Below are 24,819 nucleotides of genomic sequence, written 5' to 3' on the forward strand. Positions count from 1 at the left end.
AGCAGCCCCGGCGATTTATGCTTTCATGCAGAAATCTGGGGGCCGCCCTGCGGCCGTTTCGCGACACAAGGCCGTCCCCGCGAGAGATTGCACACCCCGGGAGGCCGGCGCCAGCTGGCCTACGTAGATGCAGCTCAGAGCCGGCCCAACAACTCCTGCCGCTCGCGCCAGATCTCCTGTACAAAGGGGTCGGTCACCCCATAGAGCCCATGCCCCCGACGCATGATCAGGTTAGCGGCCAGCAGTTCGTTTGCAACCGGCTGTATCTCTTCGACACGCACTTCACGCCCCACAGACTTCGAATACTCCGCCGCCGCTTCGTTGGAGAACACCCCACGCGCATCGCCCTCGACCGATGCGATCCGGGCAAAAATCGCTTCAGCCAGGACGCCCAGCTCCTCTACTTTCATCAGCTCCAGGTCAGCAGCAGCCGACCGCAGCGTTGATGCGATTACCGGCAGCACCTCATCCGGCCCCATCCCGGACGCAGGTGAGTGAACCAACTGCCGAAGTGCACGAATGAACTCCTCGGGCCTGCTGCCCAGCGTTTTGAATGCCTGTGCCGCGACATCCAGCGACGGCAAGTTGCCCAGGCCATCTTTTGCGAGCCGCTTGAGCCAGAATTCGACATAGTCCCTGTCCAGCACCGGATACGGCACGTTTGTGGCACCGGCAAAAGCCTGGTTACGCCGCGCGGTCAACTCGTTGACCATCGCCCGGTGAGAGCCAGTACCGATGAACAGGAAGTGCCCTGGCGTGTTCGGGCGCGGATTGATGGCATCGCGCGCAGCCTTGAGCGCCAGCATCATCTGTTGGCCGTCCTCGGTTGTGATTGCCTGCTGCACCTCGTCGACGACCAGCACGACGTCAGTCCTGGCCTGGTCCACAACCTCGGTCAGCGCTTCCGCAAGTGTGACACCGCCCTCTGTGCCCAAGGTTTCCAGGTTGAAGCCAAACTTCAGCCCAGCCACTTCGACCTCCGCGCCACGCAGGGCCTTGAGTTTCTGCAAGAAAGCCGAGGTAGGTTTCTGAAGATCAGCAAGGGCTTTACGCACTGCGGCGAGGACCAGCACGACCGGGCTGGTCTGGGTATCACTCCAGAGGTCGACATAGATCACCAATGCACCCATTTCCTCCAGGGCAGGGATCAAGTCGTTCTTTAAAAAGGTGGTTTTGCCAGTCCTGCGCAGCCCGGAGAAAAATAGCCCTGATCTCAAGCCGATATCCAGGGCAGACGGTTTCAACAGCTGCCTGGCCATGTCGGCAGCCAGTTCACGGCGCGGGAAGATGTCGATCATGGCTTTATCCGAAATTATTGAATAACAATAATTATTGGCAGAGAATAATTTAATGTAAAGGCGTACAGGCAGGTCGGCTCGAAAGCCGTCATCAAATTTTCTGACAACAATCATCTTCCATCATCAGCCAGATCGGGCATAAATTCTCCACCGTCAACCCCAGCAGCAACGGTAGAGCCCCATGTCCAGCCCACACCACCAGCCCGCCTCCCCTGCCCTGACCACGCTGATCCAGCGCTCCGGCCTGCCCAGCCCTGCGCTAGGCGAAGCCCAGGCACATGCCGTGCTGCAAACGCACTACGGCATTGCCGGCAACCTCTCGGCATTGGGCAGCCAACAGGACCTGAACTTCCGTGTAGACGCACCACAAGGCCGTTTCGTGCTCAAGGCCTGCCACGGCAGCTACGCCCAGGTGGAGCTCGAGGCCCAGCACGCGGCCCTGGCCTACCTGCGCGAACAGGGCTTGCCTGTGCCCGCCGTGCGCCCGGCCAGCGATGGCCAGATGCTGCTGGCGTTGGAAATAGACGGGCAACCGCTGCGCATGCGCCTGCTCGACTACATCGAAGGCCAGCCACTGACCCGCCTCAAGCACATGGAGCCACGCCTGATGGCCGAACTCGGCGGGCTCTGCGCGCGGCTGGACAAGGCCCTGGCCACTTTCGACCACCCGGGCCTGACGCGCACCCTGCAATGGGACCCGCAACATGCCCAGGCACTGATCCAGCACCTGCTGCCCGTGCTGGGCAACGCCGAGCAACGCGCCCGCATCGAACGGGCCACCCAGCTGGCCGCCGAGCACCTGGCGCCGCTGGTCGACCAGCTGCCAAGCCAGGCCGTGCACCTGGACATCACCGACGACAACGCCGTCTGGGCCCGCGATGGCGAGCGCCAGTGGCAGTTGCAAGGGGTGATCGATTTCGGCGACCTGTTGCGCACATGGCGCATCGCCGACCTGTCGGTGACCTGCGCCGCATTGTTGCACCACGCCGAGGGCGACCCGCTGCGCATCCTGCCGGCAGTGCGTGCCTACCAGGCGCTCAACCCGCTGAGCGAAGCCGAACTGCGGGCGCTGTGGCCACTGGTGCTCAACCGCGCCGCCGTGCTGGTGCTGAGCAGCGAACAGCAACTCACCGTCGACCCCGGCAACCAGTACACCCGCGACAACATCGCCCATGAATGGGAAATCTTCGACACTGCCACCGCCGTACCTTTCGCGTTGATGGAAGCGGCCATCCTGCAAGCTGCGGGCCTGCAGCCCGCCACGCCGGACCTGAGCGGCTGCGCCCTTCTGCTCCCTGAACTGGATCGGCAGGCAGTGACGCGCGTCGATCTGGGCGTGCTCAGCGTGCATTGCGAGGCGGGCAACTGGGAGCAACCGGGCTTCGACCAGCACCTGCTGACCACGCAACCAGCACCGGCTTGCAGCCTGCACGGGCAGTATCGCCTGTCGCAAACCCATATCGACCGCCCCGAAGAGCCTGCCACCTGTGCCCTGGGCGTCGAGCTGCATGTACCCAACGGCAGCCTGGTGCAAGCGCCAGATGCCGGCACCTGGCAGCGCCATGGCGACGGCCGTGGCTGCCTGCGCAGCGCGCACTGGGCGTTGTGGCTGCAAGGCCTGGAAGACGCGCCTGCAGATGGCCAGGCCGTGGAAAAAGGCCAGTCGCTGGGCAGCAGTTGTGGTTTCCTCAGCGTGCAACTGTGCCTGGATAGCGGCATCCAGCCGCCGTTCTTCGCCACCCCATCCCAGGCAACCGCCTGGCTGGCCCTGTGCCCGTCGCCAGCTGCGTTGCTGGGCTTCGACTGCAATGCCGAGCCGCTGCCCGACCCACAGGCCCTGCTGGCTCGCCGCGACGCCAGCTTCGCCCGCTCGCAGAAGCATTACTACGCGCAACCGCCTCACATCGAACGCGGCTGGCGCAACTACCTGATCGACATGCAGGGCCGCTCGTACCTCGACATGCTCAACAACGTCGCGGTGCTGGGCCACGGCCACCCGCGCATGGTCGCCGAGTCGGCACGGCAGTGGTCGCTGCTGAACACCAACTCGCGCTTCCACTACGCGGCCATCACCGAATTCTCCGAACGCCTGCTGGAGTTGGCACCCGAAGGCTTCGACCGGGTGTTCATGGTCAACAGTGGTACCGAAGCCAACGACCTGGCGATTCGCCTGGCCTGGGCCTACAGCGGCGGGCGCGACCTGCTCAGCGTGCTGGAGGCCTACCACGGCTGGTCGGTGGCCACCGATGCCATTTCCACTTCCATCGCCGACAACCCGCAGGCCCTGGAAACCCGCCCGGACTGGGTGCACCCGGTCGAGGCGCCGAACACCTTCCGCGGCCGCTTCCGCGGCGCCGACAGCGCCACCCACTACCTGCGCGACGTCGACGCCAAACTGGCCGACCTCGACGCCCGTGGCCGCCAGTTGGCGGGCATCATCTGCGAGCCGGTGTACGGCAATGCCGGTGGTATTTCGTTGCCGGCCGGTTACCTGCGCGAGGCCTATGCCAAAGTTCGTGTCCGGGGCGGCGTGTGCATCGCCGACGAGGTACAGGTCGGCTATGGCCGCCTGGGCGAGTACTTCTGGGGCTTCGAGGAACAGGGCGTGGTGCCCGACATCATCACAATGGCCAAGGGCATGGGCAACGGCCAGCCACTGGGCGTAGTCATCACCCGCCGCGAGATCGCCGAAGCGCTGGAGGCCGAGGGCTACTTCTTCTCCTCGGCCGGCGGCAGCCCGGTCAGTTGCCGCATCGGCATGGCGGTGCTGGATGTGATGCAGGAGGAAGGCCTGTGGGACAACGCCCGCGACACCGGGCGCTATTTCAAGGCGCGCCTGCAGGCACTGGTCGACAAGCACCCACTGGCCGGCGCGGCGCATGGTTCGGGCTTCTACCTGGGGCTGGAACTGGTGCGCGACCGCGCAACGCTGGAACCGGCCACCGAGGAAACCATGGCCCTGTGCAACCGCCTGCGTGACCTGGGCATCTTCATGCAGCCGACCGGTGATTACCTGAACATCCTCAAGATCAAGCCGCCGATGTGCACCACCCGGGCGAGCGTGGACTACTTTGTCGACAGCATTGATCGGGTGCTCTGCGAAGACCTGTAAAGAATTGCGAAGCTGGCCGAGGAGTGTTCATACTTTTCGGCCACAACGCTTCCTCGTCATCAGGTTTACTGACAATGGCCTTTACCAGCGACTCCCTGGCAATCTTCCTCGCGGTGCTGGAGGCAGGCTCGTTCTCTGCCGCCGCGCGCAAGCTGGGGCGTGTGCCTTCGGCCGTGAGCATGGCCATCGCCCAGCTGGAGGCAGAGCTGGACCTGGTGCTGTTCGACCGGGCCACGCGCAAAGCCTTGCCCACCAGTGCCGCACTGGCCCTGGAGCCCCAGGCCAGGCAGGTGATCTGCCAGCTCAACCTGCTCGACGCCCAGGCCCTGCAACTGCACAAGGGGCTGGAAAAGCGCCTGACTATCGCCATGGCCCCCGAGCTGCAGACCGGCCGCTGGAGCCTGCCGCTGGAAACCCTCGCCCAGGAATTTCCCAGCCTGGAAATCGAAGTACGCTCGGCCACCCAGGCCGAAGCCATCCGCCTGCTGCATGACGGCAGCGTGCAACTGGCACTGGTCTTCGAAAGGCCTGGCATCGACGAACGCGAGTCATTCCTGGAGGCCGGCAGCCAGTTGCTGGTGGCCGTCGCCTCCCCCCGCCATCCGGCCGGGCAGAACAGCGGCACGCCGTTGCCGGAAGAGACTTTCGCCGAACAGCGGCAGATCATCGTGGCGTCGGGCAAGGCCACCGGGTCGGACCCACGCATGGTGCTGTCGCGGCGCATCTGGCTGACCGACAGCTACCTGGCCACGCTGGACCTGGTGCAATCGGGCCTTGGTTGGGCCTACCTGCCGCAGCCTTTGGTCGAGCCGTTGATTGCTTCGGGCGCGCTGGCGGAGGTGCGTTTCGACAACATGGCCAGCCGGTTGCGCTTGTGGGTGGACATCATCTGGGTCAAGTCGCGCCCGTTGGGCCTGGGCGCGCGGCGTTACCTTGACGTGATGCGCCAATGCTTTGAAACAGAATCCCCGAGGTCCTGAGCGATACGACTGCCTCGTCCGACAGCGAAAAATCCTACAGCTGGTTAGGAAGCCGATAACTACCTGCAGCATTGATTCCCCGTTAGGTTTCTGCTCGCCATCAAGAAGAAAAGGAACTTCTCATGTCGAGCCAGTCCACGCAGGGCTACGTGCAGTCGGTCGATCACTTCGCCAACCAGCAGCGCCAACCAGAAGAAGCCCTCTACCTTTTACTGGACCCATTCGCCGGCTGCCCACCTGAGCACCCGCTGGCCATCGCTGCCCTCAGCGAAGCGCTGGGTAGTGATGCCGTAACGCGCGTCGACTGCAGCCGCCTGGTGCAGGATCCTGAGTGCTGGCCAGCTCTGGTCCAGCTCGCCGAACCCGTCGATGCGCCCACAGCCCTTGCCCCATTAAGCGCGACCTGCGCCGCTCGTGAATCGGCAGCTACCTGGCACTACGTGTGTGGCTGGCTGATCAGCGATCAACCCGCCGACCTCATCGCCCAGCACATCAGCCACCAGTGTCAGGTGCTGCACCAACCAGAACCGCACGGTATCACCGCCTGGTTTGAACCCGTGCGGCTGGCGCTGCTACGCGCGACCCTGAAAAACGCAGGCGAAGTCCTCGGGCCTGTTCGCAGCTGGCTACATCCCGATGGTTGTGGCAGTTGCGAGGTATTCGAGCGAGAACCCATGGCTGGCGAACTGGCCGTCCCCGAGGCCGTGAGGGCAACCCAGCACGTCGCACCGCAGATCATTCAACTGCTCGGTGCCTGGCATCGCCTGAGTGCCGTGCAGCATCCCCATGCACCCTGGCACTTCGCAGGTTCATCAGGCCTGCCGGAAAACGCCCCCACCCATGCCATGAACCTGATCCTCAAGGCCTTCAGGCAAGGCCTGCGCGACCGTGCCGATATCCAGTGCATGTGCCTGCACATGCTCATGATCCACCCACTGCTCCTTCAGCACCCGACCATCCAGCACGACGTGGAAAAGGCAGCTGCCGGCGAGCAGCGCCTGGCGGACCGCTTCGCCAGCTACGACGAATGCACCTGGTCGCACATCGTCGCCGGCCTGCCGAAGGCAAGGAGTTACCCATGAGCATCAGCAAAACCATCCACATCGCCATGCAGGAAGAGATCCCCAACACCTACGGCACCTGCAATGCCTGCGAACGCTCCGGCCTGCCGATTCTGCTGCTGCGCGAGGCCTACGCCCCACGCCCGGACACAGGGCGCCCCTATCGCCTGGCAGACGATAGCGAAATCGTCTTCCACCCGATGCACACCGACCAGCTGCGCCTTTTGCGCCAGGGTTATGTCTACGTACTGCTCGACCAGGAAATCTGGCAGGCCTACGAGGTGGCGGCGGAAGGTACCTTGCAGCGCTTTCCGGTGTCGCAGATGCCCTTGGGGCCACCCAGGTCGTTACCCAAGGTATGCGCCACCGAAGGCCACGATGTGATCGCCTCGTTCATCAACATCGATACCCTGCTCTACCGCAAGGCCTGGATCGCCTTCGCCAACGACCCCTGGCCCCGTGCGGTACTCGACCGCTATCGGCAAGGCATCGTCGACAGTGACCCGGGCACCCTCGCCCGCTTCGTCGAAGTGGACCTGAACACCGCACGCAACGACCCTGCCAGTCTCGGCATCGCCATGACCGACAGCTTCCGCTTCGGCCTGGAACAGGTGCTGGAGTTTTCCACCTTTTCCTCTGCCAGGTTTACCAGCGCTCATGGCTTTTACAGCCGCCTGGGCCGCTGGCATGAAACCCGCACGCATGTGCGCAATGTCATCCAGCAGGAACAACTGCCCAATGGCCTGCTGGCGCTGACGCTACCCGACCCGGTCGGCATGGTCATGGAGCTCAACGCGCAACGCGCTGGCTGGGTGCAAGCCCTGCAGGAATGGCGGGCCCAGCCGCAGCGGCACTTCGAATACTTCACCTCGCAAGCACTGCTGGGCATCCGCGAATTGCACGCTGCCATGGCGGCCGTGCAGGGTGCCGAGGACGCGCAGCGGGAAGCCCAGCAGGTCGAGCAATGGAACGACAGCCCGATCGCGGCCAAGGCGTATCTGCCGCCGGTGGACATCGACGCGCAGGCCGAACGCAACACCGCGCGCAAGCAGCAGGACGCCCGCGAGCGGCTGGAAGAGCGTTACGACGAAGGTGCCCGCGCAGCGTTCCAGGCCGATTACGACCGCGAACTGAAAAACTGGCAGTCGATGATCGACCAGGTTGGCGATCTGTATGCGCGGCACTATGCCAAGCGGGCGTTTCAACAGATCGGCTACTACGACTATGACGCGACCTCCCCCGTTTCGGTGGAGTACTTCATCCAGATGATGGCCGCCTGCCTGGCCGGCGGGCCCACTGAAACCTTGCCGCAGGAGGGTCAGCCGCTCGGGATCACCCAGCATATCTGGCAGCAGCTGCTGGAAGACGACCGCAGCCTGCTTTACCAGGCACTGCTGGCCAAGAATCAGAAGCTGATGCAGCAGGTGGCCAGCGCGCTGTCCGGGGACGACTTCGGCAAGGTGTACGACATCATCAAGGGCATCGCCGGCACCGCCGATGGCCAACTGCTGATGATCAAGCCGATACAGGATGCCGTTGGCCAGTTGCTGGCCGCGGCCAACAGCGCAGGGAATACGCTCAGCCAGCACATCAGTGAACGGACCAAGACCCTGATCGGCCATGTGCATCGCTCGGCGTTTGCCCTGTTCGCCGGGCAGCAGGTAACGCCGCTGCGGGTGTCGCTGACAGTGGGCGAATACATGAGCCTGCTCAATGAAGCCCTGGAGGCGCGGACCGATGCGTTTCTGCAGCAGATAGACAAGCAGTTCCGTGATCCCCTGGGCCGCAAGGTGCGGGCCATGGTGCTGAGTGGCGCGATCAATATTGCGGCAGTGGGTAACCGTAGGCAGATGATCGAGGTGATGCTCTGGACGTTGGAAAGTGCTGAAAGTTTACAGGCGCGGCTGGTGCAGTTGCGCGAAGGTGCAGCCGGTGGCGTCGGGGCGCTGGTACGCAATATTGCGATTGGTGCGGGTACGCTGCGTGCGCAGGTTACGGGTGGTTTGAAGATCAGTTCTACGGCCGCGCAAAGCGTGGCAAGCGATGCGATGCGCAGCCTACGGGATGCTGCAGCGAGTAGCGGAAGCGTGAAGCTGCTGCTTGCCTTGGGGGGCATATGGTTCCAGCAGGATAGCCTGGGCAAGAACTATCGGGCGTTGCAAGAGACGCATCAGGACAACCCGGAGGCGCTTGCGGCGATCTGGTCTTCATCGCTTGGGTTGTTGGGAGTGAGTGTCGAAGCGGCAGGGCTTGCTGTCACACTTGTACGACCGAAGATACCGTGGCCCGGAACGGTAACCACAGCCTTACTAGGAAAGAACCTAGCCAAGTATGGCGGCGCCATCGCTGCACTCGCCAATGCCATGGATGCAGTGCAATACGTGAATGCGCTCGCCAGAACTAATAACCAAGGGGACAGCACCTCTGCAAACCAGTACGCTCGCGCGGCCGTGCTTGCTACAGTTTCCACTGTCTCTGGTATTTACTCGGCATTATTCGCAAGTTCGCTACTCGGTCCCTTAGGCTTTACGATCATCCTTGGTCTGGCAGCCTATACGCTGGCGATGGATGCCAAAAATCAAGAATCTTCACTATTAGAGCTTTGGTCCCGACACAGTAGATGGGGAACACCAGAGGAACATCGTCGCTGGATGAATCCACAAGATCTGGATATCGCAATTGGCTCACTGAACGCGGCAGCCTTGGGAGTTCAAGCGCAGGCTTCAATTGAGACAAGATTTCAACCAACTCACAGTACGCACACGCTAGACCAAACAAAAGCGTTCATCAGCGATGACGCTGCTGTCGCGGCAGGTTTTTATCTCGACTTGTACATAAGTTTGCCAAATTTCAGTACTGAAAACGCACAGTACAAATGGCAACTGACTGTGTACCCAGCAGGGCAAAATCGACTGCCTTTTCATCTCTCTGGTAATAGTTCACATCCAAAAGTAGTCGAATATGTGCCCGAAGAAACCAAAAAAACCTTTGCTAGACCTGAAAGCGTCAGCGAACGAATAATTTTTAAAACTACCGATAAGACCCTGCACATCAGCACTTCAATTCCACTACTGGATAACCATTGCACAAAAGCTATTGAGCTAACGCTCACTTATTGGCCCAACAAGCATGACATGTCAGGTTATGCAAAAGTGACAATGAGAGAAAACAATCTATCCTCGCTAAGGAGTCTATTCTAATGGCCCGCCCGCACCTTAACCCGCCATGTACAGGATGGATAGAGGACCTACCCCATCCTGACACTCCCATTGCGATCGAAGCCAGCCTGGGCAATCAATCCCCTAACCATCAGGATCTTATCTACCTTGAAGTACCCAGACCCCTCGGTTGGGCAAGAGAAGTAATGGCTTTCCTTTCGCTTCCAACTATCGCCATCACCACCCCTCTGCTCAGCTTCATAAACTCCAACTTAGAGCAGAGAGACTTCGAATCCGTGCTAGTTGATATATTAATACTTGCATGCGGAGTATGGGCATCCGTATTTTGCCTTCGAGTAAGCATATCCCCACCCCGAGATGAACCCCTTCGCCTCAACCGAGTACGTAAAAAATTGTATGCATACAATTTCAAGTACTGCTGGTGGAACCCCTTCACGAACTGGAAAGTAGAAACAGTTTGCTACGACTGGTCCCAAGTCCGCGCCGAGCGCTGGTCCCAGACCGGCGCACTGCCAAACGGTGGGTTAATTTTCAAATGGGGTGTCACACTCTCCATCGTTGCACCAGGCACAAACAATGTCATCGACCGTTTTCCTTTGGTTACGATGGGGGCCGACCAGCATGCCTGGGCCTACATCTGCACCTACATGCAGGAAGGCCCCTCAGCCCTGCCACCACCCGCCCCCCCAAGGATCACAACGATGTGCTCTGGTGTGAGTTCGCCCTGCGCTTGGCACCCCGAGTAGAGTGGCCAGCGGAAATGGATCTGGAGTCGAGGACCGCCCCGTGAGATTACTGTCTTGCACTGCTTGCTCTCGCCCTATCGCCGGCATGCCAGCTCTCGCAGAACTGCACATGACTCATCGAATTAGCGGGGATTCTGTGGGAGCGGCTTTAGCCGCGAACACCGGCGCAGCCGGTGCCATGCACCGCGCTGGATTCTTCGCGGCTAAAGCCGCTCCCACAGGGTACGCGGGCCGCTTGCGAATTCAGTTTTCTACGCGACAGCGCAGCCCAAAGGGCTGGGCAATCTCTCTCCTAGGTCGCACATGACTCATTGGATTAGCAGGGACCCTGTGGGAGCGGGCATGCCCGCGAACACAGGCGCAGCCGGTGCCATGCACCGCGCTGGATTCTTCGCGGGCATGCCCACAGGGGCTACATGGTGGGGGCCACCAACCTGTATCCCACACCTGGCTCGGTGATGATGAACCGCGGCGCCGTGGGGTCATCGCCCAGCTTCTGCCGCAGATGCCCGACCACTATCCGCAGGTAATGGGTGTCATCCACATGGGTAGGCCCCCAGATATCCTTGAGCAGTTGCTGCTGGGTAATCACCCGCCCCGGGTGCCCGGCTAGTTGCGCCAGCAGCGCATACTCCTTGCGGGTCAGCGCCACTTCCGCGCCATCCAGGGTCACCCGGCGAAAGGCAAAGTCCACCATCAGCGGCCCAAAGCTGGCCGCCACTTCCGAGCCACCGGCCTGCGGCACCTGGCGCAGCAAGGCGCGCACCCGCGCCAGGAACTCCTGGATGCCGAACGGCTTGGTCACATAGTCGTTGGCTCCACCATCCAGCGCATCGACCTTCTGCACTTCACTGGCGCGCACCGACAACACCAGCACCGGCACCGCGCTCCATTCGCGCAGATCACGCAGTACCTGCTGGCCGTCCATGTCCGGCAGGCCCAGGTCGAGTACCACCAGGTCCGGCTTGCCCAGCGCCGCCTGGGCCAACCCTTCCGCGCCGGTGGCGGCCTCGAGCACCTTGTAGCCTTGCGAGGCCAGGCTTATGCGCAGGAACTTGCGGATCTGCGGTTCATCGTCGATGACCAGGAGAGTGGCGGACTGACTCATGGGGTTTCGCTTTCGGTTTCAGGTTGAGGGGGCAGCGGCAAGCATAAAGTGATGCTGGTGCCCTGGCCATCGATGCCTTCGCCCACCAGGATCTGCCCGCCATGGGCGCCGATCATGCCTTGGCAGATCGCAAGGCCCAGGCCGGTGCCCTGCCCGCCGCGGTCACCGCGAGCGGCGGTGTAGAACATGTCGAAGATCTTCTCGCGGTCTTCCACGGGAATGCCGGGGCCTTGGTCGCTGACGGCAAAGCACAACCGGGCGTCCTGCACCGACACCTGCAGCTCCAGCCGGCCATTGGCTGGCGAGAAGCGCGCGGCATTTTCCAGCACGTTGACCAACGCCTGTTCGATCAATGCCGCATGCACGAACAGCAACGGCAGCTCGGTCGGCACGTCGGTGTGTACCCGTAGCGGCGCCAGCACCGCGCGCAGGCGGTTGAGCGCGCTGCCGACGATGTCGGCCGGGGCCACCCAGTCGCGGGCCAGCTTGAGGCCGCCGTGGCCCAGGCGGGTCATGTCGAGCAGGTTCTGGATGTAGCGGTCGAGGCGTTCGGCCTCGTTGCGGGTGCCCTCCAGCAGTTCGCGGCGGTCGGCGGTGGGGATCGCCTCGCCCAGCGCCAGCAGGCTGTCGATGCTGCCGCGCATGGCGGTCAGCGGGGTGCGCAAATCATGGGAAACGGACGCGAGCAAGGCGCTGCGCAGCTGCTCGGTTTCGCCATGCAGCCGCGCGGCCTCCAGCTGTTCGGCCAGGCGCGCGCGGGCCAGGGCCTGGGCCAGTGGCTGACCAAGGGCAGTGAGCAGGCGCCGGCGCGGGTCGCTGAGCGGCTGGCCGGAGTGTGGGCGCACACCAAGCAATGCCAGGGGCTGCTCATCCACCGCCAGCGGCCACCACCACCAGCGGCCATTGGGCAGGGTGTCGCTGCCATGACCGGCGGCCTGGCCGTGCTGCCAGGCCCACTCTGCGGCGGCGCGTTCGTTATCGCTGAAGGCATGGGCTTCGCCGCTGGCCACCTGCAACTGGCCTTCGACATTGCGCTCCAGCAGGCACACCTGCATGTCCTGCCAACCGTTCAGGTGCTGGCCGGCGGCGTTGAACACCGCCTGGCGGTCGGTGGCCACGGTCAGCCGGCGCGACAGGTCGAGCAACTGGCTGGTCTGCGCCTGGGTCTCGCGCAGCGCCTGCAACTGGCGGCGCTGGCGGGCGGCCAGGTTGCCGGTGAGCGCGGCCATCAACAGGAAGAACACCAGGGTCAGCACGTCTTCTTCGCGCTGGATCCTGAACGACAGGTTGGGCGGGATGAACAGGAAGTCGTAGGTCAGGAACGACAGCACCGCGCAGGCCAGCGCAGGCCCCAGGCTGCTGCGCACTGCCACCAGCAACACCGCGGCCAGGAACACCAGCGATATGTTGGGCAGCGCCAGCACACTCGACACCGCCCAGGCCAGGCCTGCGGCCATGACCGTGGCCAGCAGCGCCAGCAGGTAATGGCGCCAGACCCACACCCGCCGTACCGCCGAACGCGGCGCTTGCGGCTGCGCGTCGCGGTCCAGCACGTTGATTTCCAGGCCGTGGCTTTCGCGCAGCAGCCGCGCGGCCACACCGGCACCGAACAGGCGCCGGCGCAGGCGGTCGCGGGACTGCCCGACCAGCACCAGGCTGGCCCGTCGTTCGGCGGCATGCTGGATCAACGTGCGCACCACTTCACCGGCACGCAGCAGTACCACCTCCCCGCCCAGGCGTTCGGCCAGTTGCTGGGCAGCTTGCAGGCGCTGGCGTGCGGTTTCGTCGCGCAGGCGGCCGTTGTCCACGTGCACCAGGCTCCAGGGCAGGTGGCGGCGTTGCGCCACGCGGCTGGCATGGCGCACCAAACGTTCCGCCTGGTCGTCGCCATCCACGCCCACCAGCAAGCGCCCACGCAGGGCCGGGGCTTCCTGGCCGCGCTGGCGATAGCCGTGGGCCAGGTCGGCATCCACCTGGGCAGCGGCGGTCTGCATGGCCAGCTCGCGCAGGGCGGTAAGGTTGGTTTGCGAGAAGAACGCATCGATGGCGGCCCGCGCCTGCTCGGGCACGTACACCTTGCCTTCGCGCAGACGTTCGAGCAGCTCGCGGGGTGGCAGGTCGATCAGCACCAGCTCGAAGGCTTCCTGCAGCACCCAGTCCGGAAGGGTTTCGCGCACTTGCACGCCAGTAATGTCGCGGACCTTGTCGTTGAGGCTTTCCAGGTGCTGGACGTTGACCGTGGTGTACACATCGATGGCGGCGGCCAGCAGTTCCTGTACGTCCTGCCAGCGTTTGGCGTGGCGGCTGCCGGGCGCATTGGTGTGGGCCAGTTCGTCGACCAGCACCAGGGCCGGCGCGGCCTTGAGAAGGCCGTCGAGGTCCATTTCCTCGAGCGTGACGCCGCGGTACTGGCTGCGCAGCAGGGGCTGCTGCTGAAGGCCAGCGAGCAATACCTCGGTTTCGGCACGGCCATGGGTTTCGACCACCCCGGCCAGCACCTGCACGCCCTGGCGTTGCTGGGCGTGGGCGGCCTGGAGCATGGCGAAGGTCTTGCCGACGCCGGGGGCGGCGCCAAGAAACACCTTCAACCGCCCCCGGCCGCTTCGCGGGAGGGTAGCCAACAGCGCGTCTGCGCGGGCGGAGTCACTCATCTTTCATCCTTTGCTATTTCCAGCAAGCAGCAAATCCAGGGACAAACACCGTACCTGTGGGAGCGGGTTCACCCGCGAATGCAGTAATAGCGCCACCGACGCATTCGCGGGTAAACCCGCTCCCACAGGGTCCCTGCTAGCCCCTCAAGTCATCTATCAATGGCTGAGGTTTTCCAAGGCCTGGTTCAAGGCCAGCACATTGACCACCGGCGGGCCGATCAATGGGTGGAGGGTGGCCTCTTCCAGCAAGCCTTGCAAGCGCTCCACCGGCAACTGCCGTGCCGCCGCCACCCGAGGGATCTGGTAGGCCACGGCCTCCGGCGGCAGGTGCGGGTCGAGGCCGCTGCCCGAGGTGGTGAGCAGCGCCTGGGGCACCGGCCCCTGCTGCGCCTGGTACAACGCAGCCGCATCGCCCTTGACCCGCTCGGCCAGCGCCGGGTTGCTCGGCGACAGGTTGCTGGCGCTGCTGGCCACGGTGGCGTAGGCGCCTGCCGATGGCCGCGCGTGGAACCAGCCATCGCCCTGGAAATCCTGGGCAATCAGCGCCGAACCGCGCACCTGGCCCTGGTCATCGCGCACCAGGCTGCCATTGGCCTGGGTTGGGAAAGCCACCTGGGCAATACCGGTCACCACCAGCGGATACAGCGCGCCGGTCACCAGGGTCATCAACAGGGCCAGGCTCAATGCCGGGCGTACATAAGCATTCATGGTGGCCTCCTCAGACCAGGTGCAGGGCATTGAGCAGCAGATCGATCAGTTTGATCCCGGCAAACGGCACGACAATGCCGCCCAGCCCGTAGATCAGCAGGTTGCGCCGCAGCAGGTGCGCCGCACTGGCCGCCTGCACCCGCACGCCGCGCAGCGCCAGCGGGATCAGCACGATGATGATCAGCGCGTTGAACACGATGGCCGACAGAATCGCACTCTGCGGGCTGGCCAGGTGCATCAGGTTGAGCACGCCCAACTGCGGGTAGATGGCGGCGAACAGTGCCGGGAGGATGGCGAAATACTTGGCCACATCATTGGCGATGGAGAAGGTGGTCAGCGCGCCGCGGGTCACCAACAACTCCTTGCCGACCTGCACCACATCCAGCAGCTTGGTCGGATCACTGTCGAGGTCGACCATATTGGCTGCCTCGCGCGCCGCCTGGGTACCGTCGTTCATGGCCATGCCCACGTCAGCCTGGGCCAGTGCCGGGGCGTCGTTGGCACCGTCGCCGCACATGGCCACCAGGCGGCCGTCGTTCTGCTCCTGGCGGATGCGCGCCAGCTTCTTCTCTGGCGTGGCCTCGGCCAGCACGTCATCCACGCCGGCCTCGGCAGCGATGGCGGCGGCGGTCAGCGGGTTGTCTCCGGTCACCATCACCGTGCGAATGCCCAGCTTGCGCAGCTCGGCAAAGCGCTCGCGAATGCCGGGTTTGACCACATCCTTGAGGTGGATCACGCCAAGCAGGCGCTTGTCCAGGCACACCAGCAGCGGTGTACCGCCGCTCTGGGCAATACGCTCCACTTCACGGGCCAGTGCAGGTGGCATTTCCAGGCGTTGCATGCCGACGAACGCCAGTACGGCATCGACAGCGCCCTTGCGGTAGCGGTGTTGCTGGAAGTCGATCCCCGACAGGCGCGTCTCGGCGCTGAAAGCCACGGCCTCGAACTGGCCGGCGGACGGTTCGACAAAATCATGCAGCTGGCGCAGATACTCGACGATCGACTTGCCCTCGGCGGTGTCGTCCGCCAGCGAGGCCAGCAAGGCGCCCTCCCCCAGCTCGCGGGCGGTGATGCCCGGTGCCGCGTGCAGCGCACTGCAACGACGGTTGCCGAAGGTAATGGTGCCAGTCTTGTCGAGCATCAGCGTGTGCACGTCACCGGCCGCCTCCACCGCCCGGCCCGAGCGGGCGATGACGTTCAGCCGCACCAGCCGGTCCATGCCGGCAATGCCGATGGCCGACAGCAGGCCGCCGATGGTGGTGGGGATCAGCGTTACCAGTAATGCGGCGAGAAAGATCAGCGGCAGGCTGCCACCGACAAAGTGGGCGAACGGCTGCAGGGTCACCACCACGATCAGGAAGATAAGGGTCAGGCCGATCAGCAGGATGTCGAGGGCGATCTCGTTGGGCGTCTTCTGCCGCTTGGCGCCCTCGACCAGGGCAATCATGCGGTCGAGGGTCGATTCGCCCGGGTTGCTGGTGATGCGGATCAACAACCAGTCTGAGACCAGCCGGGTATTGCCGGTCACCGCTGAGCGATCGCCGCCAGACTCGCGGATCACCGGCGCGGACTCGCCGGTAATGGCGGCCTCGTTGACCGCAGCGATACCTTCAAGCACCTCGCCGTCACCGGGAATCATTTCACCAGCTACCACACGCACCACATCGTCCTTGCGCAGCGCGCTGGCCGCTACGGTTTCGTAGCTGCCATCACGCTTGCGACGCTGGGCGGTAAGCCCTTGGCTGCCAGCCTTGAGGCTGTCGGCGCGGGCCTTGCCACGGCCTTCGGCCAGGGCCTCGGCAAAGTTGGCGAACAGCACGGTGAACCACAGCCACAGGGCGATCTGCACGGCCACACCGGTGCTCACACCGCTGCCGGGAGCGAAACACAGGACGGTGGTCAGTACCGCAGTCAGGGCGACCACCAGCATCACCGGCGAGCGCTTGAGTTGGCGCGGGTCGAGCTTGACGAATGCCTGCACCAGCGCCGGGCGCCACAATGCGGCGAAACGGGTCTGATCCTTGGCACTTTGCCGGGCTTTTACTTCAGCAATGGGCATGTTCATGGTCGGTCCTCAAAAACCCAGACTCAAATGTTCGGCGATCGGCCCAAGGGCCAGGGTCGGCAGGAAGGTCAGGCCACCGACCAGCAGGATGGTGACCAGCAGCAGGCTGGTGAACAGCGGGCCATGGGTGGGGAAGCTGTTAAGCCCCTGGGGCGCGCTTTTCTTCGCAGCCAGGCTGCCGGCCAGCGCCAGTACCGGCAGGATGTAGCCGAAGCGGCCGATGAGCATGGCCAGGCCGATCATCAGGTTGTGGTACACCGTGTTGGCACCAAAGCCGGCAAAGGCCGAGCCGTTGTTGGCCGTGCCCGAGGTGTAGGCATACAGCAGCTGGCTGAAACCATGCGCACCCGGGTTGCTGACCGCACCTGCCGGGCCTGGCAGGCTGGCGGCAATGGCGCCGAGCACCAACACGCCGACCGGCATCACCAGCAGGGTCGCCACCAGCAACTGCACCTCGCGGGCCTGCAGTTTCTTGCCCAGGTATTCCGGGGTGCGGCCGATCATCAGTCCGGCCAGGAACACAGCGATCAGCACGAACAGCAGCATGCCGTACAGCCCTGCACCGACGCCGCCAAAGATCACCTCACCGACCATCATGTTGACCATCGCCACCATGCCGGTCAGCGGGTTGAGGCTGTCGTGCATGGCATTGACCGAACCGTTGGAGGCAGAGGTGGTAGTCACTGTCCACAGCACCGAACCGGTGGTGCCGAAGCGGCTTTCCTTGCCCTCCATCGGGGCGCTGTGCTGTACCTGCGCGCTCTCGAGGGCCGGGTTGGGCTGGTACTCGGACCACAATGCCGTACTGCCGCCGATCAGGAACAGGGCCAGCATGCAGGCGAGGATTGCGCGGCTCTGGCGCAGGTCCTTCACGTAGTGGCCAAAGGTGAACACCAGCGCCACCGGAATGAGGATGATCGAGGCCACCTCGAACAGGTTGCTCCAGGCCGTGGGGTTTTCGAACGGGTGCGCCGAGTTGACCCCGAAGAAGCCACCGCCGTTGGTACCCAGTTGCTTGATGGCGATCTGGCTGGCGGCCGGGCCCAGCGGGATGGTCTGCTCGGTGCCTTGCAGGGTGACCGCGTGGGCGTAGTCGGCCAAGGTTTGCGGTACGCCCTGCCATACCAGCAGCAACGCCAGCAGCAGGCACAGCGGCAGCAGGCCGTAGAGGGTGGCGCGGGTCATGTCGACCCAGAAGTTGCCCAGCGTCGTGGCGCTGCGCCGTGCGATGCCGCGGCACAGGGCGACCAGCACGGCCAGGCCGGTGGCGGCGCTGACGAAGTTCTGCACGGTCAGGCCGAGCATCTGGCTCAGGTAGCTGACCGACGCCTCACCGCTGTAGGCCTGCCAGTTGGTGTTGGTGACGAAGCTGACCGCGGTATTGAACGCCAGCGACCATTCCTGGCCGGGCAGATGCTGCGGGTTGAATGGCAGGTAGCCCTGCAACAGCAGCACGGCGAACAGCAGCAGGAACCCGGCCAGGTTGAAGGCCAGCAGAGCCAAGGTGTACTGCTGCCAGTTCTGTTCCTGGCTGGCGCGCACGCCCGCCAGCCGGTAGCAGGCTTGCTCGACCGGGCCCAGCACGGGCGACAGCCAGGTGCGCTGGCCTTCCATGACCTTGAAGTAGAACCGCCCGAGCCAGGGTGCCGGTAGCAGCACGATGGCGAAAAATGCCAACAGCAAGGCGAAGTCGTAACTGTGCATGGCCACTCCCTAGCTGCGATCGGCGCGCAGCAGCGCCACCAGCAGATAAAACGCCAATGCCACTGCCAGCAGCAGTGACAGCCCGTCGAGCATGTTCATGTGTGGTTCTCCCCGTAGTGCGGCTTGGGCCGCTTTGGGGAAATTGTCCGAGCGAGGGGCGTAAAGGGGCGAGACTGGGAGGTGGGGATGGCGATAAAGAAGGCGTAAAGATCGGGAGTTGAGGTTGCCTGAACCGGCCTCTTCGCGGGTAAACCCGCTCCTACAGGGACCGCACCGCTCTCCCGGGCTGTGGAGATCCTTGTGGGAGCGGGTTCACCCGCGAAGAGGCCAGTACAGGTTTACTGCTGAGGCGGCTGCGGGACGGCGTTGCGGCTCCAGTCCAGCAGCAGGCTGTAGCCGACCGCCAGCAAGGTCGGCCCGATGAACAGGCCAATGAAGCCAAAGGCGATCAGGCCGCCGAACACGCCCAGAAGCACGATCACCAACGGCAGGTTGCCGCCACGGCTGATCAGGTACGGTTTGAGTACGTTGTCCACGCCACTGATGATGAAGGTGCCCCAGGCTCCCAGGAACACCGCCATGCCGTATTCGCCTTTCCATACCAGCCAGCCGGTGGCCGGAATCCATGCTAGTGGCGGGCCCATGGGAATCAGGCTGAGCATGAAGGTCACCAGGCCCAGCACAATGGCCCCGGGCACACCGGCAATCAGGAAGCCGATCAATGCAAGCACGCCCTGCGCGGCGGCTGTACCGATCACCCCGTTGACCACCCGCTGCACCGTACCGGCGACCAGCTCCAGGTAGTACTCGGCACGGTCGCCCATCAGGCGGTGCAGCAAGCGCAGGACGAACGCCGACAAGCGCGGGCCATCGCGGTAGAAGAAGAACACGAATACCAGGCTGAGGGTCAGCTCCAGCACGCCGCTGCCGATCTGCGCGCTGCGCGCCAGCAACCAGTTGCCCACCTGCCCCAGGTGCGGCTTGACCGAGGCCAGCAAGGCCGCGCCCTGCTGGTCCAGCGATTGCCACCAGCTGACCAGGCGCTCGCCAACCAACGGGATGCCACCCAGCCACGCCGGAGCATCGGGCAGGCCGTCCACCTGCACGTCACGCACGAACGCCGTCGCATCGCGAATGTGGTCGGCCAGGTTGAACCCCAGCCACACCAGCGGCAGCGCCACGATCAGGATCCAGGCAGTGGTCAGCAGGCTGGCCGCCAGGGTTTCGCGCCCGCCCAGCGCACGCGTCAGCAGGCGCATCAACGGCCAGCTGGCAAAGGCCAGGATGGCCCCCCACAACAGCGCTGAAATGAAAGGTGCCATTACCCACAGGCCGGCACCCAGCAGCGCCAGCAGCAGAATCTGGACCAGCAAGCGGTCATTGTTAGCCATGGTGGTGCCCGTTCAACGGATCAGTTCAAGGTGCAGGCCGTCGGTAGGCGCGCTACCGACTTCGAGGCGGCCATTGCGCACCCCCGCCTTGACCAGCGCCTCGCGCCAGGCTTCAGCCTGGGCCCCACTGAGGCTGGCACGCAGGGTGCTGTCGAGGTTCAGGCTACGGGCCAGCAGGTTCGCCCAGGCGTCTTGCGGCGCGGCCAGGTCAGGGTAGTCGAGCTTGCCGGTGTCGCGCATTTCGCGCAGCACCGTGGCGGCGGTCGGCAGCAGTTCGCCCAGCGGGCTGCCGGCGACGAACTCTTCCACGTGCAGGTAGGCGCGGCGGTTGCCGCGGGTGACACTGTACAGCGCGACCAGGGTGTCGGCCTGCTCCGCCGAGCGGCGCAGCAGGATGAACGCCTGCTGCTCGTCGCCGCCGTTGAGGCGGGCATTGCCGAACACATCATTGGCCCACAGGCTGGCCTCGCCACAATCGCGGCCCTGGCACCAGAACAGCGGGTAGCCGCCGTCGCGCTGCAGTGCTTCGCGAGCGCTGGTGAAGGCTTCGCGAGCAGTACGCTCGACCGGCAGTTCGTAGGTTACCGAGCTGACCTGGCCACGGCTTTCGACCTTGTCCTCGACCCGCAGGCGGCCGCTGATCTTGCGCAGCGGGCCCATGGGGTAGACGCGCTCCTGCTCCACGGCAGGGCGCTGGTCGACCACCTTGGCGTCCACCGGTACCGGCAGGCTGCCGGCCCACAAAACGGGGCTGGCGAACACCAGGCAGGCAGCGAAGGCATTACGGATGGCAACAGGCGCGCTCATTGGCGAACCAGACGGCGCTCAGCGCCGAGATGAAGCTCCAGGATGTCTGGCAGTTGCATGGTTGTCTCCCTGTTCAACCCGCCAAGCCTCGACACTTGTCCGATGCAAGTCAAGCAAAGCCAAAGAAGCGATTGAAACAGTCTGCGACAAGGGCCGCGCCCTGCTCATCGTTCAGGTGCAGGTGATGGCCACCGGGCAGCGTCACCTGCTCAAAGGGTAGCTGCTCCAGCAATCCGGTGTGGCGCGCCAGCATGCCGTCGGCGGCCACGACCAGGCGCGTCGGGCAACTCACCCGGTGCACATAGGCCATGGCCTGGGCCTCGCTCAGGCGCACTGGCGAAGGCAGGGTCAGGCGGCTGTCGCTGCGCCAGCTGTAACCGCCGGGCACCGGCATCAGGCCGCGCTGGGCCAGCAGCTCGGCCGCCTCACGGCTGACCGCGACCATGCCTTTCATGCGTGCCTGCACGCCCTGCTCCAGTGTGGTGTATACCGACTTGCGCTTGCCATCCAGGCGCAACTGGGCCAGCAGTGCCATGCCCAGCCGCTCCCCGGCGTCCTGCTCGGCGCCGGTCGGCGGAATGACCCCGTCGATCAGGGCCAGATGGCTTACCCGCTCCGGCAACGCGCCAGCCAGCTGCACCGAAATGATTGCCCCCAGCGAATGGCCCAGCAGGGCGAAACGTTGCCAACCCAGCTGCTCGGCCACCCGCAGCACGTCATGGGCGTAATCGGCCAGGGCATAGCCGGCGCCGAGCGGCCGGTGCTCGGAGTAACCATGCCCGGCCAGGTCCAGGGCGACGATGCGCAGGCCTTTCAGCTGCGGCGCCAGGCGGGCGAAGCTGTTGGCGTTGTCCAGCCAGCCATGCAGGGCGATTACCGGCAGCCCATCCTCGGGGCCGAACAGGTGCGCCGCCAGTTCGATATGGCCCAGGCTCAGGCGGATCTCCTCAACCTGCGCGCTCATGCCTGGCTCCAGCGGTCGAACAAGCCCTTGATCAGGCTGGCGGTGTCGGTTGGTCGCTCAAGCGGGAACATGTGCCCACCCGGCACGCTGTGGTATTCGCCCCTGGGCATGCCACGCACGGCAAGCGTGTGGTGGCGGCGAATGACGTTGCTGCGCTCGCCGCGGACCATGGCCAGCGGCACCTGCAATTGCCGCGCGGGCGCAGGGCTGGTATGCGGGATGCTGCGGTAGATGCTGATTTCCGTGGCCGGGTCGAAGCGCAACTGCAGCCCCTGCTCCATCGCCTGCAGGCCGTGCTCTATGTAGGCATCGAGGCAGTCGGGGTCGAAATGGCGGAACAGTGACTTGCCGGCGAAATAGTCCCGGGCACTGTCGCGGTCATTGAAGGTTTCGCGGCGCCCCAGGGTGCGGCCAGCCGGGGTGATACGGTCAATGAAGCCGAAGCGCTTGGCGGTGCGCAGCAGCCACTGGTCGGCGCGGGTGAGCACCGGAGAGTCGAGCATGACCACGCCGCGGTAATACTCGGGGCAGCGCAAGGCTGCGTGCAGGTGCAACACCCCGCCCAGCGAATGGCCGACGCCCCATACCGGCTGGCCCTGCCGGGCCAGGTGGTGCAGCAGTTCATCGACCAGGCTCTGCCAGTTGTCGTCCACCGGAAAGCGCGGATCGTGGCCGTGCTGGGCCAGGTGCTGCACCTGGTAGTCCGGTGCCAGGGCGGCGAACAGCTTGCCGTAGGTGGCCGACGGGAAACCGTTGGCATGGGCGAAGAAGATCTGCTGCGACATAACGCCGGGTCCGGATGCGAGATGATGGCCCATTGTCGGTATCGCGGGGCAGTTCGGCAACGTCCGGAAAGGTCATCGGCGAGGGCTATCAGGTCAGGCTTGCGGGAGATCGCCCAGCCCTTTGGGCTGCGCTGTCGGGTATAACTGAGTTCGCAAGCACTCCGCAAACACTGTGGGAGCGGCTTTAGCCGCGAAGAATCCAACACGGTGCATGGCACCGGCTGCGCCGGTGTTCGCGGCTGAAGCCGCTCCCACAGATCAAGGCGGGGGCGGTACCTGTCCGCGCAGCGGCCCCGGGATTTCAGGCCGGCGAGTTGATCCCCCGAAGGGTCATCAACCCAGCCAGCGGCCAGTCCCCTTCCAGCTCCGCCAGGCTTGCAGTGCTCATGCCAGCCGGTTGCTGCTGGTGGCCATGCTGCAACGCCCCTACCAAGGTACCCACCAGCGGCTGGTGGCTGACCAGCAGCACATGCTCCAGGCCCAGGCGCTCGATTTCGCCGATAACCTGCTGCACATCACTGTCAGGCGTCAGCCAGGGCACGGTGCGCACCGGTTCGGCGAAGCCCAGGGTGTCATGCACCAGGGCAGCCGTTTGCTGGGCGCGTACGTAAGGGCTGGCGATGATCGCCTGCAGCGGCTGGCCCAGCAGGCGGGCGGCGCTATGCAGCACCTGTTCGCGACCATGGGCGGTCAGCCGGCGCTCGGCATCGCTGTTGGCCCGCGGCTCCGCTTCGCCGTGGCGCAGAACCCACAGCTTCACAGCTTGGGCTCCTCGTCACGCACCGGGTGCGGGGCCGGGGCCACCGCATGCGGCGCCTCGCCTTCCGGGGCACGCGGTGCCGGCCAGTCGGCGAACGGCCAGGGCTTCTGGTCGCTGTGGAAGCTGCCGAAGCGGCCGATCTGCGCCAGGTACTGGCTCAGGCTGTCGCCGAAGTTCATCAGGCTGGCGCTGGGGGCGCCGTACACCAGGCGGTAGATCAGTTGTACCAGCACCAGGCCACCGAGCAACAGCTCGGCCAGCTGCCAGACCACCAGGAACACCAGCATCCACAGGGCCCGCAGGATGATCGACTCGCGCTGGGCGCGTTCGGGCGTATCGTTCATGTGTTGCTCCTTGCTGTTGTCAGAGCCGCTCGAGGCTCAGTTGAAACCGCTGATGGAAATGAAATCGACATCGGTCTTCGGCTCGGCACGCATCAGGTGCTCGATCACCTGGTTCAGCGTGCGGCCTTCGAACAGGATGGCATGCAGGCCAGCCACCAGCGGCATGTACACCTGCACTTCCTGCGCCTTGGCCTTGAGCACCTTGAGGGTGTTGACGCCTTCGGCCACTTCGCCCAGGCGGCTGACCGCCTGCTCCAGGCTCAGGCCCTGGCCCAGCGCGTGGCCGACCTGATAGTTGCGGCTCTTTGGCGAGGAGCAGGTGACGATCAGGTCACCGACACCGGCCAGGCCGAGGAAAGTCATGGGGTTGGCACCCTGGCTGACGGCGAACCGGGTCATCTCGGCCAGGGCGCGGGTAATCAGCATGCTCTTGGTGTTCTCGCCCATGCCCAGGGCCACCGCCATGCCAGCGATGATGGCGTAGACGTTCTTCAGCGCCCCGCCCAGCTCGACACCAAAGCGGTCGGCACTGGCGTAGACGCGGAAGGTACGCCCGTGCAGCACGGCCTGCACCTGCTGGCACAGTTTTTCGTCCTCGCTGGCGACCACCGTGGCGGTCAGCGCATGTTCGGCGATTTCACGGGCCAGGTTGGGGCCGGACAGCACGCCGATACGCGCCTCGGGGGCGATTTCCTCGAGGATCTGGCTCATCAGCTTGAAGCTTTGCGCTTCGATGCCCTTGGTCAGGCTGACCAGGCCCTTGCCGCGCAGCAACTCGGCATGCGGAGCCAGCACGCTACGCAAGGCGCTCGATGGCAGGGCGACGAAAATCAGCTCGCTGGCCTGCAGTGTGGCGAGCAGGTCGCTGACCGGCTCGACGCCGTCGTGCAGGCGGATGCCCTTGAGGTAGCGCGGATTCTCGCGATTGACGCGCATGGCCTCAGCCTGTTCCGGGTCGCGCATCCATTGGCGCACCGGCACACCGTTTTCTGCCAGCAGGTTCGCCACGGCGGTGCCGAAGCTGCCGCCTCCCAGAACTGCAACAGGTTGCTGTTCAGTCATATCCAATCCGTTAAAGCCAAAAGTTAAGTGGCGACCCAGCCATTATACGGCTCGCCTGCTACAGAACCAGTGTCAGTACTGGCCTCTTCGCGGG

General features: G+C 64.4%; 19 protein-coding genes. 5 read left to right on the forward strand and 14 right to left on the reverse strand.

Annotated elements, in window-relative coordinates:
• Positions 1-134: 134 nt before the first annotated feature.
• The gene (locus KDB76_RS19615; RefSeq protein WP_023661223.1) at positions 135-1,298 is read right to left on the reverse strand and encodes an ATP-binding protein; all 1,164 of its coding nucleotides are present in this window, start codon (positions 1,296-1,298) and stop codon (positions 135-137) included.
• Positions 1,299-1,479: 181 nt separating this feature from the next.
• Between KDB76_RS19615 and KDB76_RS19620 the strand changes: the two genes are divergently transcribed.
• The 5 genes from KDB76_RS19620 to KDB76_RS30185 all read left to right on the forward strand — a co-directional run bounded on the left by KDB76_RS19620 (position 1,480) and on the right by KDB76_RS30185 (position 10,376).
• On the forward strand, positions 1,480-4,410 hold the full coding sequence (locus KDB76_RS19620; protein WP_038409990.1) for an aminotransferase: 2,931 nt from the start codon (positions 1,480-1,482) through the stop codon (positions 4,408-4,410).
• A gap of 74 nt (positions 4,411-4,484) precedes the next feature.
• The gene (locus KDB76_RS19625; RefSeq protein ID WP_038409991.1) at positions 4,485-5,390 is read left to right on the forward strand and encodes a LysR family transcriptional regulator; all 906 of its coding nucleotides are present in this window, start codon (positions 4,485-4,487) and stop codon (positions 5,388-5,390) included.
• Positions 5,391-5,512: 122 nt separating this feature from the next.
• Positions 5,513-6,472: a hypothetical protein gene (locus KDB76_RS19630; RefSeq protein ID WP_038409992.1), complete on the forward strand. Its 960-nt coding sequence runs from the start codon at positions 5,513-5,515 to the stop codon at positions 6,470-6,472.
• Positions 6,469-9,651 (forward strand): T6SS effector BTH_I2691 family protein, encoded by a 3,183-nt coding sequence (locus KDB76_RS19635; RefSeq protein ID WP_038409993.1) that lies wholly within the window; start codon positions 6,469-6,471, stop codon positions 9,649-9,651. The genes KDB76_RS19630 and KDB76_RS19635 overlap by 4 nt, the downstream gene beginning before the upstream one ends.
• A gap of 164 nt (positions 9,652-9,815) precedes the next feature.
• Complete coding sequence (locus KDB76_RS30185; RefSeq protein ID WP_321029169.1) at positions 9,816-10,376, forward strand: DUF6708 domain-containing protein; 561 nt, start codon at positions 9,816-9,818, stop codon at positions 10,374-10,376.
• Positions 10,377-10,788: 412 nt separating this feature from the next.
• Here the strand turns inward: KDB76_RS30185 and KDB76_RS19640 are convergent, their stop codons facing one another.
• From KDB76_RS19640 to KDB76_RS19700, 13 genes are all read right to left on the reverse strand, one after another.
• Positions 10,789-11,484 carry a response regulator gene (locus tag KDB76_RS19640; protein ID WP_038409994.1) on the reverse strand — a complete coding sequence of 232 codons (696 nt, stop codon included), beginning with the start codon at positions 11,482-11,484 and terminating at the stop codon, positions 10,789-10,791.
• Positions 11,481-14,135 carry a sensor histidine kinase KdpD gene (locus KDB76_RS19645; protein WP_038409995.1) on the reverse strand — a complete coding sequence of 885 codons (2,655 nt, stop codon included), beginning with the start codon at positions 14,133-14,135 and terminating at the stop codon, positions 11,481-11,483. The genes KDB76_RS19640 and KDB76_RS19645 overlap by 4 nt, the downstream gene beginning before the upstream one ends.
• A gap of 156 nt (positions 14,136-14,291) precedes the next feature.
• Positions 14,292-14,843, reverse strand: a complete 552-nt coding sequence (kdpC, locus tag KDB76_RS19650) for a potassium-transporting ATPase subunit KdpC (RefSeq protein ID WP_013973416.1) — start codon at positions 14,841-14,843, stop codon at positions 14,292-14,294.
• 10 nt (positions 14,844-14,853) lie between these two features.
• Positions 14,854-16,908: a potassium-transporting ATPase subunit KdpB gene (gene kdpB / locus KDB76_RS19655; protein WP_038409996.1), complete on the reverse strand. Its 2,055-nt coding sequence runs from the start codon at positions 16,906-16,908 to the stop codon at positions 14,854-14,856.
• A 9-nt stretch (positions 16,909-16,917) separates the two neighbouring features.
• Positions 16,918-18,612, reverse strand: a complete 1,695-nt coding sequence (gene kdpA / locus KDB76_RS19660; protein WP_038409997.1) for a potassium-transporting ATPase subunit KdpA — start codon at positions 18,610-18,612, stop codon at positions 16,918-16,920.
• Positions 18,613-18,621: 9 nt separating this feature from the next.
• Complete coding sequence (gene kdpF, locus KDB76_RS19665) at positions 18,622-18,711, reverse strand: K(+)-transporting ATPase subunit F (protein WP_003251485.1); 90 nt, start codon at positions 18,709-18,711, stop codon at positions 18,622-18,624.
• A gap of 239 nt (positions 18,712-18,950) precedes the next feature.
• Positions 18,951-20,003, reverse strand: a complete 1,053-nt coding sequence (locus KDB76_RS19670) for an AI-2E family transporter (protein ID WP_013973419.1) — start codon at positions 20,001-20,003, stop codon at positions 18,951-18,953.
• A 12-nt stretch (positions 20,004-20,015) separates the two neighbouring features.
• On the reverse strand, positions 20,016-20,810 hold the full coding sequence (locus tag KDB76_RS19675) for a DUF4892 domain-containing protein (protein WP_023661209.1): 795 nt from the start codon (positions 20,808-20,810) through the stop codon (positions 20,016-20,018).
• Positions 20,811-20,919: 109 nt separating this feature from the next.
• Positions 20,920-21,774: an alpha/beta hydrolase gene (locus KDB76_RS19680; RefSeq protein WP_013973421.1), complete on the reverse strand. Its 855-nt coding sequence runs from the start codon at positions 21,772-21,774 to the stop codon at positions 20,920-20,922.
• Complete coding sequence (locus tag KDB76_RS19685; RefSeq protein WP_038409998.1) at positions 21,771-22,559, reverse strand: alpha/beta hydrolase; 789 nt, start codon at positions 22,557-22,559, stop codon at positions 21,771-21,773. Before KDB76_RS19685 ends, KDB76_RS19680 begins: the two co-directional genes overlap by 4 nt.
• 301 nt (positions 22,560-22,860) lie before the next feature.
• Complete coding sequence (gene sixA / locus KDB76_RS19690) at positions 22,861-23,319, reverse strand: phosphohistidine phosphatase SixA (protein ID WP_038409999.1); 459 nt, start codon at positions 23,317-23,319, stop codon at positions 22,861-22,863.
• On the reverse strand, positions 23,316-23,663 hold the full coding sequence (locus KDB76_RS19695) for a DUF4389 domain-containing protein (protein ID WP_013973424.1): 348 nt from the start codon (positions 23,661-23,663) through the stop codon (positions 23,316-23,318). The genes sixA and KDB76_RS19695 overlap by 4 nt, the downstream gene beginning before the upstream one ends.
• 36 nt (positions 23,664-23,699) lie before the next feature.
• Positions 23,700-24,725 (reverse strand): NAD(P)H-dependent glycerol-3-phosphate dehydrogenase, encoded by a 1,026-nt coding sequence (locus KDB76_RS19700; RefSeq protein WP_013973425.1) that lies wholly within the window; start codon positions 24,723-24,725, stop codon positions 23,700-23,702.
• Between the last annotated feature and the right edge of the window lie 94 nt (positions 24,726-24,819).

Source organism: Pseudomonas sp. JS425 (assembly GCF_018223845.1).
In the GTDB taxonomy this organism is placed as follows: Bacteria; Pseudomonadota; Gammaproteobacteria; order Pseudomonadales; family Pseudomonadaceae; genus Aquipseudomonas; species Aquipseudomonas asiatica.